At 72.1% G+C, this 13,752-nt stretch carries 15 protein-coding genes; 7 read left to right on the top strand and 8 right to left on the bottom strand.

Going from position 1 to position 13,752, the window contains the following annotated elements; all coding sequences use genetic code 11:
* The first annotated feature begins 15 nt into the window (after positions 1-15).
* From O7617_RS13065 to O7617_RS13090, 6 genes are all read left to right on the top strand, one after another.
* Positions 16-885: a branched-chain amino acid ABC transporter permease gene (locus tag O7617_RS13065; protein WP_282263772.1), complete on the top strand. Its 870-nt coding sequence runs from the start codon at positions 16-18 to the stop codon at positions 883-885.
* On the top strand, positions 882-1,949 hold the full coding sequence (locus O7617_RS13070; RefSeq protein ID WP_282263774.1) for a branched-chain amino acid ABC transporter permease: 1,068 nt from the start codon (positions 882-884) through the stop codon (positions 1,947-1,949). Before O7617_RS13065 ends, O7617_RS13070 begins: the two co-directional genes overlap by 4 nt.
* Positions 1,946-2,743, top strand: coding sequence for an ATP-binding cassette domain-containing protein (locus O7617_RS13075; RefSeq protein ID WP_282263775.1), 798 nt, complete (start codon positions 1,946-1,948; stop codon positions 2,741-2,743). Before O7617_RS13070 ends, O7617_RS13075 begins: the two co-directional genes overlap by 4 nt.
* Entirely contained in the window at positions 2,727-3,470 is a 744-nt protein-coding gene (locus tag O7617_RS13080) for an ATP-binding cassette domain-containing protein (protein WP_282263776.1), read from the top strand. The genes O7617_RS13075 and O7617_RS13080 overlap by 17 nt, the downstream gene beginning before the upstream one ends.
* A gap of 173 nt (positions 3,471-3,643) precedes the next feature.
* Positions 3,644-4,420, top strand: a complete 777-nt coding sequence (locus O7617_RS13085) for a hypothetical protein (RefSeq protein ID WP_282263778.1) — start codon at positions 3,644-3,646, stop codon at positions 4,418-4,420.
* The gene (locus O7617_RS13090) at positions 4,417-5,208 is read left to right on the top strand and encodes a methyltransferase domain-containing protein (RefSeq protein WP_282263779.1); all 792 of its coding nucleotides are present in this window, start codon (positions 4,417-4,419) and stop codon (positions 5,206-5,208) included. Before O7617_RS13085 ends, O7617_RS13090 begins: the two co-directional genes overlap by 4 nt.
* 139 nt (positions 5,209-5,347) lie before the next feature.
* Here O7617_RS13090 and O7617_RS13095 read toward each other — a convergent pair whose 3' ends face one another.
* The 3 genes from O7617_RS13095 to O7617_RS13105 all read right to left on the bottom strand — a co-directional run bounded on the left by O7617_RS13095 (position 5,348) and on the right by O7617_RS13105 (position 7,548).
* The gene (locus O7617_RS13095) at positions 5,348-5,608 is read right to left on the bottom strand and encodes a hypothetical protein (protein ID WP_282263780.1); all 261 of its coding nucleotides are present in this window, start codon (positions 5,606-5,608) and stop codon (positions 5,348-5,350) included.
* Positions 5,609-5,713: 105 nt separating this feature from the next.
* A complete protein-coding gene (locus O7617_RS13100) occupies positions 5,714-7,189 on the bottom strand; it encodes a tyrosine-type recombinase/integrase (protein ID WP_282263781.1) in 1,476 nt (491 codons plus the stop codon).
* Positions 7,186-7,548 carry a hypothetical protein gene (locus tag O7617_RS13105; protein ID WP_282263782.1) on the bottom strand — a complete coding sequence of 121 codons (363 nt, stop codon included), beginning with the start codon at positions 7,546-7,548 and terminating at the stop codon, positions 7,186-7,188. Before O7617_RS13105 ends, O7617_RS13100 begins: the two co-directional genes overlap by 4 nt.
* Before the next feature lie 154 nt (positions 7,549-7,702).
* On the opposite strand from O7617_RS13105, the gene O7617_RS13110 reads away from it, so the two are divergent.
* On the top strand, positions 7,703-9,028 hold the full coding sequence (locus O7617_RS13110) for an NYN domain-containing protein (RefSeq protein WP_282263783.1): 1,326 nt from the start codon (positions 7,703-7,705) through the stop codon (positions 9,026-9,028).
* 41 nt (positions 9,029-9,069) lie between these two features.
* Here O7617_RS13110 and O7617_RS13115 read toward each other — a convergent pair whose 3' ends face one another.
* The 5 genes from O7617_RS13115 to O7617_RS13135 form a co-directional block, all read right to left on the bottom strand.
* Complete coding sequence (locus O7617_RS13115) at positions 9,070-9,459, bottom strand: hypothetical protein (protein ID WP_282263784.1); 390 nt, start codon at positions 9,457-9,459, stop codon at positions 9,070-9,072.
* 241 nt (positions 9,460-9,700) lie between these two features.
* Positions 9,701-10,252 carry a DNA (cytosine-5-)-methyltransferase gene (gene dcm / locus O7617_RS13120; RefSeq protein ID WP_282263785.1) on the bottom strand — a complete coding sequence of 184 codons (552 nt, stop codon included), beginning with the start codon at positions 10,250-10,252 and terminating at the stop codon, positions 9,701-9,703.
* Entirely contained in the window at positions 10,249-11,115 is an 867-nt protein-coding gene (locus O7617_RS13125) for a hypothetical protein (protein ID WP_282263786.1), read from the bottom strand. The genes dcm and O7617_RS13125 overlap by 4 nt, the downstream gene beginning before the upstream one ends.
* Entirely contained in the window at positions 11,112-11,996 is an 885-nt protein-coding gene (locus O7617_RS13130) for a DNA methyltransferase (protein ID WP_282264726.1), read from the bottom strand. The genes O7617_RS13125 and O7617_RS13130 overlap by 4 nt, the downstream gene beginning before the upstream one ends.
* Positions 11,997-12,066: 70 nt before the next feature.
* Entirely contained in the window at positions 12,067-12,987 is a 921-nt protein-coding gene (locus tag O7617_RS13135; protein WP_282263788.1) for a hypothetical protein, read from the bottom strand.
* Positions 12,988-13,752 lie beyond the last annotated feature (765 nt).

Raw genomic sequence — 13,752 nt, forward strand, 5'->3', positions numbered from 1 at the left:
CGAGAAGGGGGTGCGGTGCGCGTGGACGCCTACCTGATACCCGCCGTCGACGGCGTCGCCTACGGGCTGCTCCTGGCCATCGCCGCCGCGGGGTTGACCGTCGCGTTCGGCGCCGGGGGTGTGCTCAACCTCGCGCACGGCACCCTGATCGCGGCCGGCGGCTACGTCGCTGCTGCCACCAGTTCGGGGACCTGGCCAAGCCTTGCCGCGGCGGTCGCATTGGCGGCCGGTGTGGGAGCCGCCGGCGGCGGGGTGCTGGCCGCCGCGACCGCCGCACTGCGGGGTCGGGGGCACCTCGACCAGGCGCTGCTCACCTTCGGTGTCGCGCTCATCGGCGCCGACCTGCTCACCACCGCCTACGGCCCCGACACGCTGCGACCTCGCCTGCCTGAGGTGTTGGAGGCGACCGTCTGGGTTGCCGGGCACCGGTATCCGGTCGACCGGCTCGCCGTGCTGGGCGTCGCTGTCGCTGTCGTCGCGGGAGGCTACGTGGTGCTGCACCGCACCCGCGCCGGACGGCTGATCCGCGCCACGGTCGACGACCGGGCGATGGTTGCCGGCATCGGGGTGAACCCCCGCCTGGTGGACGCGGCAGTCCTGGTCGCCGCCGGGGCTCTCGCCGGCCTGGCCGGGGCGTTGACCACTCCGATCCTCGGCGTCGGCCCGCACACCGCCGACACCGCGCTGCTGCTGTCGCTGATCATCGTGGTCTGCGGTGGCCTCGGCTCCGTGCCCGGTGCGCTCGCCGCCGCCCTCGCCGCGGGCGTCGTGCAGACCGTCGGCGTGACGTCGTTCCCGGCGGTCGCCCCGTATCTGCTGATCGGCGCCATGGCCGTGGTGCTGCTGGCCCGCCGGACCAGCCTCCCCACCGGGGCGTCGGCGTGAGCGGTCCACGACACGACATGGCGGCGACGGTCGTGCGCGCGCTGGCACGACGCGCGCACCCGTGGTCGGCGCTCGGCCTGGCAGCGGCGGTGGTGGGCGCGGTGGCGGTGTCACCGGATCCGTACCTGCACGCCACCGCCGCGCGGATGCTGCCGCTGGCGGTGGTGGCGGTCAGCGTCGCGGTGGTCACCGGCCACGCGGGACTGCCCACGCTCGGCCAGGTCGCCCCGTACGCGGCCGGCGCCTACACCACCGCCCGGCTCGCCCTCGCCGGCACCGACCTCGCCCCGCTGCACCTGCTGGCGGCGGCCGGGGCGGGAGCCCTGACCGCCGGCGTACTCGGCGCGGTGCTCGTCCGCTACCGCGCCACGGTGTTCCTCATGCTCAGCCTCGCCGTCGCGGAACTGACCGCGATCACCGCCGCCCAGTGGCGCACGGTCAGCGGCGGCACCGACGGGCTCGCTGGGATCCCCGCCCCTCGTCTGCTGCCCGGCCTGCCGCCGCTGACTACCGACCGCACGGTGCTGCTCTACGCCACGCTCGTGGCGATCGCCGCGACCGCCGCCGCCATGGCACTGCTCGGCGGCAGCCAGCGGACGCTGCTGGCGGCCGTGCGCGGCAACGAGGCCCGCGCGAGCGCCAGCGGCCACCACGTCACCGCCTACCTGTGGACGGCGCACACCGGCGCGGGCGCGCTCGCCGGGATCGGCGGGGCCCTGCTCATCCACACCCACCGGTGGATCACTCCGGCCGATGTCGGCTTCACCACCGCCGCCCTCGCGCTGCTCGCCGTGGTCATCGGCGGCGCCACGTCGCTGCCCGGCGCCGCCGCCGCCACAATCGCGGTCCTCGCCGTGCGCGACGTCGTGGGTGCCTGGCTGCCCGGTCACGCGCCCCTGCTCCTCGGCGCCCTGTTCGTCACCGCGGTGTACCTGCTGCCCGGCGGCCTGACCGCTCTTCCCGCGCGACTGGCCAGCCTGCCCCTTCCTCGTCACGGTCGGCGCCGTCCCGCTCTTCACATGCCCGACGGCCCGGCCCAGCCCGTCACCAGGAGCACCCCGTGAGGACCGTCCACCGCATCGACCCCGACGGCGTGCCGTCGCAGCGCGAACCGGGTGACACCGACCGCGCCCACGGCAACGGCCTCGTCGCGACCGGCCTGCGCCACGCCTACGGACAGCTGACCGTCCTCGACCTGGACACGTTCACCGTCGCCCCCGGCGACCGCCACGCCGTCATCGGCCCCAACGGCGCCGGCAAGTCCACCCTGCTGAACATCCTGGCCGGCACCACCCGCACTCAGGCCGGCACCATCACCTACAACGGCCAAGTCGTCACCCGCCGCGGCCCGGCCTGGCGAGGCCGCGCCGGCATCGGCCGCACCTTCCAACACCCCCGCGTCTACCCGAACCTGACCCTGCTGGACTGCGTGCGCATGGGCGGCTGGCACCACCGCCACCAACCCGAACGCACACCTCTGGAAGCCCTCGACCTCGTCGGCCTGCTCGGGTACGCCGACTACCCGGCCGCCGCGCTGTCGCACGGGCACCGCCGCATGCTCGACCTCGCCGTCGCCCTGGCCGGGCAACCCCGCGTGCTGCTACTCGACGAGCCTGCCGCCGGCCTCACCGACACCGACACCACCCGCCTGCTCGACATCCTCGGGCGTCTACCCGGCTGGATGGCGGTCGTGCTCGTCGAGCACCACATGGACGTCGTCGCCGCCCTCGCCGACTGGACCACCGTCCTGCACCACGGCCGCCGCCACACCGACGGCCCCACCGACACCGTGCGCGCCGACCCTGCCGTCACCGCCCTCTACCTCGGCACCGGGGGTGACGATGCTGCGCATCGGTGACCTCGCCGCCGGCTACCGCCCCGACACCCCCGTCCTGCAACACATCACCGTCGATCTGGCGGCCGTCGCCGTGCACACCGTGGCCGGGCCCAACGGCGCCGGGAAGACCACCCTGCTGCACACCCTCGCCGGGCACCTGCGACCCACCACCGGGTGGATCCTGCTCGACGGCCGCGACGTGACCGGCTGGACGCCCGTCCGCGCCGCCCGCGCCGGGGTCGCCCTCGCCCCGCAGGGACGACGGCTGTGGCCGTCGCTGACCGTCGCCGAGCACCTCACCGTCGCCCGCCCGACCGCTCGCCGCCCGGACAGCCGGACCTGGGCGGTGGACGAACTGCTGGAGATGTTCCCGGCCCTCGCGGCCCGGCTGCGCCACCGCGGCCACCAGCTCTCCGGCGGGGAGCAGCAGATGCTCACCATCGCCCGCGCCCTACGCACCGCGCCCCGCCTGCTGCTGTGCGACGAACCCACCGAAGGACTCGCCCCCACCGTGGCCGCACACGTCACCCACGCGCTAAGGGACCTGCCCCGCCACGGCGTCACCATCCTCGCCGCCGTGCCGCACGCCCGCGCCGCCGCCACCCTCAGTGACACCGTCCACGTCCTCGCCGACGGACGCCTCACCGGACCCATCGCCACCAGCGACGGACAGGCCGAGCAGGCGCTGCGCGACCACCTCGCCCTGGTCTCACCCGCTCTGCCCAACCGTGGGCAGGCACACCGGTGACCCCCACCGCGACCATGGCGGCCCTGGTAGTGCTCGCCGCCAACGCCATACCCGCCGTGACGACGCCAGCACCGATCCCCGCCCAGCCCAGTTCCGTGCACTGTCCCACCTCAGCGGCGCCGCAGCCCATGCTTGCAGCGGCGCATCGAAGCACCGGTCACCAGGGAACTCAGGTGGCGTACCCGCAGCCGGCGCGTGCTCCGTTGCTGGCGCTGGCGGCACGACTGCGGGCCAGCGCGTGCGACACCGCTGCGGGCCGGTATGACCTCGTGCATTACCGGCAGTGGAACAACCCCGCCCGCTCCGGGGCGGCGGTGCGGGAGGTGGTCCGCTGGCGCGGCGATGACCGCTCGGGCGGCCAACTCGCCACCCAGCACCCCACCGGCGTCGTTCCGGTCACCCACGACTGGTGGCAACCAGGCGACCTCTACAGCGTCGGGCTGATCGACCCCTTCACCCGCACCGACGTGCTGCGGGAAGACCTGCGTATCGATGAGCCCTCACCAGCCGACCCCACCGAGGTGCTGACGAACCTGGCGTACCTGTCGACCTGGTACAGCCCTCGCCGGGACGGCCGCGCCGCCACCCTCGATCTGCTGGCCGGCCTGAGCCCGCTCACCTACTACCCGCGCGTGGTCGACCGTTCCGGCCGCCCAGGCATCGCGGTCGCCGCCACCAGCGGCGACCGACGCGCCCTGCTCGTCCTGCACCCAGACACCGGGGAAGTCCTCGCCTACGAATCCGCCCACCTGGGTCCCTTCGGCTGGCGAGCGCAGACCTACCTCGTCTACCTCGCCCACAGCCACGCCACCCGCCGCTGGTGGGAACCCGCCGCCCGTCCCCGGCCAGCCACGCCGTCCTTACCGCTGTACCCGCGGCTGCAACAGCACTGGCTGCTGACAACGCCCCTGCCCTGCCTCACCACGACGACCCAAGGAGTCACTCCATGACGGCCACCGCACCCACGCAGCGCTACCAGTTCCGCAACAGCCCTCACCAGCTCCACCCCCTGCAGGAGATGCTCGACCCGGTCACTCTCGACGACCTGACCCGCCTGGGAGTCAACCCCGGGCACACCGCCCTCGACGTTGGCGCCGGCGCCGGCTCCATCGCCCGGCACCTGTGCGAACTCGTCGGCCGCACCGGAAAGGTCATCGCCGTCGACATCGACACCAGCATGCTCAACCCCACCGGCGTGCTCGACGTCTACCAACGCGACCTGCGCACCCAGCCGCTGCCGGTCGAACCCGGCACCATCGACGTCGCCACCGCCCGCTGCGTCCTGGAACACCTACCGAACCGGCACCCGCTGCTCCACCAGATGATCAACGCGCTGCGCCCCGGCGGGCACCTCGTCCTCGGAGAGATCGTCTACGCGCCCGTGTCCGCGCACGCCCCCGCCGACAGCGACAACGACCTCGTCACCCGCGTCGTGCACACCATCCTCGACGTCCTCGCCGGCCGGGGGGTCGACCTGCACTGGGGCGACAAGGTTCCCTCCTTCCTGCTCGCCAACGGATTCGAGCAGGTCCACACCCGCTGGGTCGCCGAGACCTGGGCCGGGGGCAGTGCCGGCTGCCGCCTGTACGCCGACAACGCCACCCAGCTGCGCGACCGGCTCCTCGCCGAGGACCTGTCCCACGACGAGCTGGACCGGTTCGCCGAGCTGATGGCCGACCCGGCGGTGCTGGTGCGTGGCTACCAGTTCGCCTCCACTACCGGCCGCAAGCCCCGCTGAACCTGACAGGTGGGCGGTCGGGGAATTGTGGATCTGACGGCACCATTCTGTGTCAGGGCGTTGGCAGCAGAGAGGTCTCCGTTAGCGAGACAGCCCCAGTGGCCGAGGTCGACGGAGCCGAGGCCCGGCAGGGCGATCGCTAGTCGCCATTGGGCAGGTGCCAGCCGTGTTCGCGGTGCCTGGTGGTTGCGTCCGGGTTGTCGCGCTCGTAGGCCTCGTTGGCGCGGCGCGTCATCTCTTCGTCGTAGCGGTGCAGCTCGTTGTAGAGGTTCGACGCCTCGCCGACATTGTTGCTGGACACGTAGCGCTGTCGTAGCGCTTCGTGCTCGTCTTCGAGTTCCTCGTCGGTCAGCGGGCGGAGGCTACCCATGCCGCGTGCGACGGAGTCGAAGATGCCCATGCGCAGATGCTGTCAGGCCGGGGGGTGGCGGGCAAGGAAGCTGCATAGGCCCCTCAACCGGGCGAGTTCGTAGGGCGTCGGTGTACTGAACGTGTGTCTCTCACGCTATGCGGCCGTGCTGCTGCGCGGGATGAGGTCGGCGACGGCGTCGGCGCTGCCCCGTTCGAGTTCGAGGATGACGGTGGTGTAAGTGTCGGAGGTCAGGCCGATGGTGGAGTGACCGAGGGTCTCCTGGACCTCCTTCATGTCGGCGCCGCCGTGGCGCAGGTAGGTGGCGGCGCAGTGCCGCAGGTCGTGCAGCCGTACGGGTGGCAGGCCTGCGGTGGCGACGAGGTGGTCGAAGCGGTCGCTGATTGTCTGGGGGTGCCAGGCTTTGCCGTCGGGGCGGACGAAGAATCGGCCGCTGTCGGGCCATCCGGTGTCGTTGACCTGTTGCCAGCGGCGGCGCATGTCGAGGTAGGAGCGCAGGGCGGTGATCGTTTTCGGGCCGAGGGGGATGACCCGGTCGCCGGCGTCGCTTTTCACCGGCCGGACGATGGGGGTGTAGCCGACGGTGGTGATCTGTTCTACGACGGTGAGGTAGCCGGCGTCGAGGTCGACGTCGTGGTCGCGGAGACCGCAGGCCTCGCCGCGGCGTAGGCCGCGGTGCAGGATGAGCAGGAACATCGCGTAGAGGACGATGTCGTGGCGTTGCGCGTGGTCGAGGAACTGTCCGGCCTGTTGCGGCATCCACACCATGACCGGGCTGGGACGCCTGCCGGTGGACTGCCAGTGCTCGACCGCCTTGGCGGTCCAGACCCGCGCCTTGGGTCGTTTCGCGGTGGGCAACTCGACGCCGAGGGCGGGGTTGGTGGGTATCAGCTTTGCGCGGACGACGGCGTCGTTGAGTGCCTTGCGCACCGTGGCGTACAGCCGGTGTGTGCTCGATGCGCCCATCGGCCGGACGCCCTTCACGTTCGCCCGGATCTCGGGGTCGCTGCTCGCGCGGGCGGCGCGGATCTCGTCCTGCTTGACCGCGATGGCGGTGAACATGCCCTCGATGTGGGCCGTCCGTAGGCTCTGGATCGGGATGGCACCGAGGTGGGGGATCAGGTAGAGGCGGATGTGGTCGGAGTAGCCGCGCACCGTCTTCTCCGCCAGTCCCCGCCGTCCGTCCAGCCACGCATTCAGGTACTCGCCGGTGGTGGTCGGCACGGAGGCGGGCACGCCGGCGCGGACACGGGCGGCAACCGCGTCGCGGTCGGGCAGCGGGGTGCCGGGCTGGCAGGAGTGCAGCAGGTCTCCGATCTGCGCCGCGACGTGGGTGTCGCCGTCGGCGACATCGAGCAGCGCGCGGGCGTGCCGCAACTCGGCGGCGGCGGTGTCGCGGCTGTCGAAGCCGGACCGGCGTAGCTGCCGGCGGGGCCGCGCGGGTCGGGCGGGCAGTTCGAGTTGGTAGCCCCACACCCCGTGGGTGGGGTGCCAGCCGCCGCCCGGCCGGCGCAGTCTCGGGCACCGGCTCCCCAGCCTCTTGCCGGTGTCGGGGTCGGTGCAGGTGCAGCGTTTGGTGAGGGCCCCTCCGGGGCTGCGGGTGCGGGTCACGGTTCCTTCTTCCTGTCGCCGCCGGTGTGCGGCGGGTCGATGCTGCTGATTTCGTCCTGGTGATCGACGCTTCGCATCCCGCCCAGGGTCAAGTCGCCGGACGTCGGCGACAGACCCAGGGCGGTGAGGATCCCGGCGACGGGCACCTTGTATCGGGCGCCGACCCGCAGGACCGGCACCGGGAAGTCGCCGGTGCGGGCGAGGTCGTAGGACAGGGCGCGTCCCAGGCCGAAGACACGTCCGGCGGTGGGCAGGTCGGTGATCGCGCCGAGCGCGCGGATGCGCTCCTCGGTCCACACCCCGCCACCGCTGGCGGGGGTGCTGGACGTTTCTGTGGGATCGATGTCGTGCGTGGTCACGGCGATAACTCCCGAGTCTCGAAGGGGAAAGGAGAGTGAGGTCTGGTCGGGCAGGCGCGGACTTCGCTCGCAGCAAGCCATCACCCCGCCATCACATGTACTGCCGTGAAGGCGGGGTGATGGCGTCGTTGCTCAGCGTTGGTAGGTTGCGCTCGTGGATCACGTTCGGGCGGCGCTCTACCTCGACTTCGACAACGTGTTCAGCGGCCTCTACAAGTTGGACCCGGACGTGGCGGTTCACTTCGCCGAAGATCCGGGGGGATGGCTGCGCCGGCTAGCGACAACGGCCACGACGGACGGCGTACGGCGCTGGTTGGTCCTGCGCTGCTACCTCAACCCCGCGGGCTGGGTGTACCGCGCAGACCCGGATGGGGAGCAAACGCGGTTGTACTTCTCGAAGTTCCGGCCGTCGTTCGTCCGCGCCGGCTTCGATGTGATCGACTGCCCTCGCTACAGCAGCACGAAGAACGCGGCCGACATCAGGATCGTTGTCGACGCCGTTGACGCGCTGTCCGCCGACACCCGCTATGAGGAGTTCGTCATCGCTTCCGGCGACTCCGACATGACCCCGTTGCTGCAACGCCTACGCCGCTCCGACCGGCGAACCATGATCGTGTCACCGGCCGACGCGGCCGAGGCCTTCACCGCGATCGCCGACCAGGTTCTCGACAGCCAGCACCTGCTGGCACTGGTGCAGGGCGAGTCGGTCGACCTCGACGACGAGGCCGACAGCGAGGTGGAGGAGGGGTTCGACGAGCATGTGAACCCCGCCGACGGTGACACCCCTGACGCTGGTCAGAGCGAGGCGTACGAGGCCTTCCGGTCGATCGTGACCTACGAGTACACCGCAGCGACCGAGCCGATGAACATGGCTTCGCTCGCTTCCCGGCTGCGGACGCAGCTCGGTCCTTCGGTGAGCGACAGCAACTGGTTCGGCTTCGGCAGCTTCGCCCGGGCCGTGGCGAGCCTGACGTTGCCGAACCTGCGGATGTCGCAGCATCTGCTCTGGGACACCCGCCGCCACCGGGCTCCGACGACCGCCACCGCGACGCCGCAACGCGTCGCCCTGCCGGATCCCGTCGAGCGCCTGGGCCACCAGCTCGATCTGCCGCGAATGCCGCAACCCTGGTGGCCGGCGATCTACCGGACACTCGCCGAATACGCCAGATCCCAGCGGTTCAACTGGACGCAATGCACCAGCTGGGCCCGTGACCAGCTTCGCGAACAGGGTCTGCCTATCAGCCGCAACGCCGTCGGGTTTGTCGTGCGGGGCACATCGTTCGGCGGTTGCCCTCTGCACCGCCAACCCCCACCGACAGCCGACGAGATCGCAGCGGCGTTCGTCGGCAACGTTCTCAACCGCGCCGACGCTGCCGAGATTACGTTCTCCGACGAGGAGATCGCGACGGTCCGCACCTGGCTGGGCGCACCACCTGAGAACAGCACCGAGCAGGTAGGTCAAGCGGAGAACTCTTCGTAGGGTGTTCCACCTACGGCGACCGCTGGTCACGCGGGCACGTCTCACCGCAGGGGGCACAGCAGGAGCCGCAACGCGGTGGCAGCCTGGTGGGGGACGACACCGTTACCGAGGACCCGTAGCGCGGCCGTGCGCGGCAGCCCGAGAGTGGGGTCGGTGACCCAGTGCTCGTCGAGGCCCATGAGCCATTCCACGAACCGCGGCGCCAGGACGGGCTTGCCGTGCTGGCCCGGCTGGGTGGGTTCCGGCGCGGGCCGGCCGAGCAGCAGCTCCCAGCGGGCCACAGCGGCGGCGTAGACGCCCCACCGGCCTGCGTCGGGCTGGCCGAGCCCGGCGACGGTGGTGCGTAGATCCGCACCGCCGTCGCCGTGCTGGCCAGGCCCGCGCGCGTCGGACGCGCGCGGGGTGGGCAGGGTCCGGGCCGGTACCCGCACGGCCGCCGAAGGCAGTGTCAGGTCGCCGTGTGAGCCGCGCTGCGCGGGGCAGCCCTTCGTTCCATCGGTGGCCCGTGGGGTGGGCAGCAGGACCTGCGACAGCGGGGGCCGGAACCCGGCCCCCGCTCGCCGTCCTGGAGTACCAGTGTCGCTGGCCCTCGGGGTGGGCAGCAGGCCACGGGTGGAGCCGGACGCCTCGATCAGGTCAGGCAGCCCGTACTGGTGACCGGGCCCTTTCCCATCACGGGCGCACGGTGTCGGCAGCGTCCGCACCCCCTCCCAGCCGAACGGTGGGTGTGGCCAGCAGGAATAGCCTGTCCCGGCGGTGGGCTGCGCCGATGTCGGATGCGCGTAGGCATGTCCAGCTCGTGTCGTACCCGATCTGGGCCAGGTCGGCGTGGACGACGTCGAACCCGCGTCGCAGGAGCGCGGCGACGTTCTCCACGAAGAGCAACCGGGGTCGAAGTATGCGAACGGCCGTGGCGACGTGGTTCCAGACGCTGGAGTGCTCTCCGGTGATGCCGGCGCGTTTACCGGCGTTGCTGATGTCCTGGCAGGGGAATCCGGCGGTGAGGATGTCGACGGGTTCGACGCTGCTCCAGTCGAGGGTGCGGATGTCGCCGAGGTTGGGCACGTGGGGCCAGTGGTGGGCCAGGACGGTGGTGGCGTGCCGGTCGGTTTCGGCGTACCAGGCGAGGTGACCGCCGAGCACCAGCTCGACGGCCATGTCGAGGCCGCCGTAGCCGGTGCAGAGCGATCCGATCCGTGGGGAGGTTGGGTGGGCAATGGTCACGCCACCTCCCCACGGTCAGCGCCGCCGGGCACGGGAGTGTCGTGGGGGCAGGTCCACGGCCCGCAGCTCGGCGAGTCCGCCTTCCGCGGGCGTGGACGCAGTGCCACCTCGTCGAGTGGCACCCGCTGTCGGTGCAGGAAGAACTGGCCGCGTAGCGGCTGCCCGGCGGCGTTCGCGCGGGCGGAACCGTGGCGGATCGCCCGGTCGAAGGCGACCGCGTCCGCCCACTCGGCCGGGCTGTCCTCCCGCAGGGCGGCCCAGAAGCCGTCGTCGTGGAACGGGCACCCCACGCACGACGACTTCGGGGTGTCCCCGAGACCGTGCCGGCGCAGGTACCGCAGGCAGTCGTCGCGCCGCCACCCCAGGTCCAGCAGTGGGAAGACGTTCCGCATGTAGGCGACGTCGGCGCTGCGTGCCCGGCCGATCTCGTCCAGGCTGATCCCGATCGCCATCTCCGCGGCGACACCGGCCGGCACCCGCCTGGGGTGCGGGTAGCCGAGCCGGCGCCGTACCTCCGCCTTGATCGGTTTGATCTTGTATTCGGCGGTGCACTGCCGGCGGGCCATGCCCCGTTCGCCGGCCGGCCCGAGGGTGAACAGGGGCATGCTGGCGAAGCGGTGGGCCGGGTCGAGCGCGTCAGCGAGGATGTCCCCGACGCTGACGCGCACGACCTCGATCCCGGCCCGCTCCGCGATCCCGGACAGCCGGTCCAGGTGCTGATAGACAGCGGCCGGCTCCCACGACGTGTCGGCGAAGACGGCAGCGTCGAACGGTGGGATCCTGCCCTGGGCAGCCAACAGCAGGAGCGTGGAGCTCTGCACACCGGCACCCAGCGACAGGTAGCGGTGGGTAGGTGCGGTCACGCCACCACCCCGGCTTCCAGCTCCTGGCTCTTGACAAACACGAGGACGTCCTCGTGTGCGATCAGGTGCATCGGGGTGCCAGCGGCCCGCGCCTTACGGACGGCTTGGAGTTGGAAGAACGACGGCCGGGCCACGAGACCGCCGTCGCGGACGGCGGCGAGCAGCGCCACGCACCGATCCACAGGGGTGAGGCCGGCGCGGACGCCGGCGCCGATGACAGCCGACGGAAGGTCGACCAGTTCCCCGTGCTTGCGCCACGGTCGGGCGGTCACGACGACGACCCCACCGGGGCGCAGGAGGGTGTGGCAGCCGGCGAGGATCTGGGCGAACCCGTCGGCGAGGCCGGTGAGGTCCCGGTAGGCGAGGTTCCCGCGGTCGGTGCCGTCGTTGTAGGCGTTGTCGAACTTGGCCACCCCGTCGGCGCCGGGCCGGACGAGGCCGTGCACGGTCGGCCCGTACGGCGGCGACGTCACGACGAGGGCGACCTGGCCGGCCAGGGCCCCGGGCACGAGCGACAGGATGCTGGTGGCGTCGCCGCGGATGACACCGGCCCGGCCGGTCGCGCCCTGGGTGTGGGCGTGCTTGATGTTGGCGTCGGCGATGTCGGACCAGCGTGACTCGTACTCGATCCCGATCGCGTCCCGGCCGGCGTGGATCGCCTCGACCAGGGTGGTGCCGATCCCACACATGGGGTCCAGCACCAGGTCCCCGGGCTTGGTGTAGGCGGTGACGGCGTGCGCGGCGATCGCGGGGAGCATCCGCGCGGGGTGCTGCACCGACTCACGGACGTAGCGGCCGCGGCGCTGGACGGGGCCGGTGGACTGGGCGGTCGCCCACACCGACAGGCCCTCCGGGCCGGGAGTAGCCCGGTGGCGTCCGATCGGGTCGGGGCTCGTGGCGGCAGTGGTCGTGGTCTGCTCGTGGGACGGTTCGGGGGTGTGTGCGCGGTGCCTAGCCACGGCGACCACCGCCCTCGCGTCCGTTACGGCGCGGGGCCGGGCGCTGGGCCTGGCTGAACACCATCAGGTCCGCGTGGACCCGCAGGTGCGCCACCCGCCACCGGTCGCTCACGGCGGTGGTGAGGGTGAGCAGTTCCTCGTCGGTGACGTGGTAGACGAACGCGTCCCCGTCGGTGTCGGCGGTGACCGCGACAAGGTGCTGCAGGTAGCCCAGTCCGACGCCAGCGGCGGCTTGGACCACGCCGGAGAAGTCCTCCGGGCCGGCGGTGGCGCCGGCCGGGACGGTGACGACGAGGATCAGGCAGCCGCCCGGCTGCAGCAGCTGGGCGCAGGCGGCCAGCAGCCAGGCTAACCGGACCCGGTTGGTAGCGGCGTTGGGGTCGAGGGGCCAGCAGGCGACCACGAGACTGGTCGCCTGCTGCAGGGAGCCGCCGGACGGCAGGCCGGCGACCGTGTCGGCCGGTGGGTGCAGGTCCGGGTCGGTGAGGTCGTCCCCGAACCAGGCGCCCATCTCCGGCAGGTCCTCCTCCTCGTCGTCCGCGTCGCCGGTGATCCCGCTGGCGAGCGGGACGGGAGTGGCCGGGCCGATGATCAGGCTGGACGCGTCGGTGAACCACGCCGGGTGGTGCCGGCGGGCCCCGGCCGCACAGGCGGAGGTGAGGGCGTGGTCGGTGGTGAGGTCGACGACCGCCTCACCGGGGCGGCTGTAGGCGGCGATGAGGCGGTCGGCCAGCCGGGTGCCGATGCTGCGTCCGGCGTCGCCCGGGGTGCGGGCGGTGCGCCAGACGGTGAGCGGTACCGGCGGGTCGCCGGCGACCAGGTCGGTCGGGGTCGGGTCGACCCCGGCCAGGAGGCCGGTATCGACGGTGGGATCGTGCTGCGGGTTGTGGTGCTGCGGCGTGTGCTCGCTCATGTGGTGTCGGCTCCGCGCCGCGCCGTGGTGCGCTGACACCCTCAAACCGGTGTTTGTGAGCTGTGGCGAACACCTGCCGATCTCACGGGGATCTCACGAATGTCTGACAACCGGTTCCTGTCCGCTCAGCTGGCCTCGGGAACGCGGGATGATCCGGCGGTCGCCGGCTCGACCGGGCCGGGGTCGGCGTCGTGAGATCGTCAGAGCGATCGGCCGCCCCCGGCTGTCAGACACGCACGGTCACGACCACCTCGACCATGACAGCGACTTGCATCGATGACACAGGGGCGCTGGCCGGTCTTGTCAGATCGCCGTCCGGTGTCCCGGACGGCGGCGGCGTCACGGAGGACACCGGTGCTGGTTTGTCATCGGAGGCGGCGGTCGTGTCAGACCGTCCCCACGCCGGGCGAGCGCCGTCAGACGGCGCGCCACCGTGGCGCGCAGGGTTGGGGATGACATTGGGCTGCAGTGTCAGCCTGTCGCGATCTGACACCGTGCCGCCCGCGGGGCGCTGTTAGACGCTGTGAGACCGGCTGGGTCCCCGTTGTCAGACCCCTCGGCCGGTGTCGTGTCCCTCGCGGCCTTGTCCCGTGCCCTTCGTCTCCTGTCGTGTCAACGCGCAGGTCAACGCTGCTTTGTCAGAACGGTGACGCGCGTCAGCGTCGGTCGTCAGTCAGCGGGTGGCCGGTGGCGGCTGGTGCTGTCGAGCCGAGGATTCATGCCTGCTGGCCTGCGTTGTCAGGGGCCGGTGAGACCGAGGTGGCG

The sequence above is a fragment of the Micromonospora sp. WMMD1155 genome, assembly GCF_029581275.1.
Taxonomy (GTDB): Bacteria; Actinomycetota; Actinomycetes; order Mycobacteriales; family Micromonosporaceae; genus Micromonospora.

What these genes read in the sequence shown, in the direction of transcription:
- O7617_RS13080 (WP_282263776.1), top strand. Translation starts at nt 2,727, where the DNA reads ATGCTGCGCATCGGTGACCTCGCCGCCGGCTACCGCCCCGACACCCCC.
- O7617_RS13090 (WP_282263779.1), top strand. Translation starts at nt 4,417, where the DNA reads ATGACGGCCACCGCACCCACGCAGCGCTACCAGTTCCGCAACAGCCCT.
- O7617_RS13095 (WP_282263780.1), bottom strand. Translation starts at nt 5,608, where the DNA reads ATGGGCATCTTCGACTCCGTCGCACGCGGCATGGGTAGCCTCCGCCCG.
- O7617_RS13135 (WP_282263788.1), bottom strand. Translation starts at nt 12,987, where the DNA reads ATGAGCGAGCACACGCCGCAGCACCACAACCCGCAGCACGATCCCACC.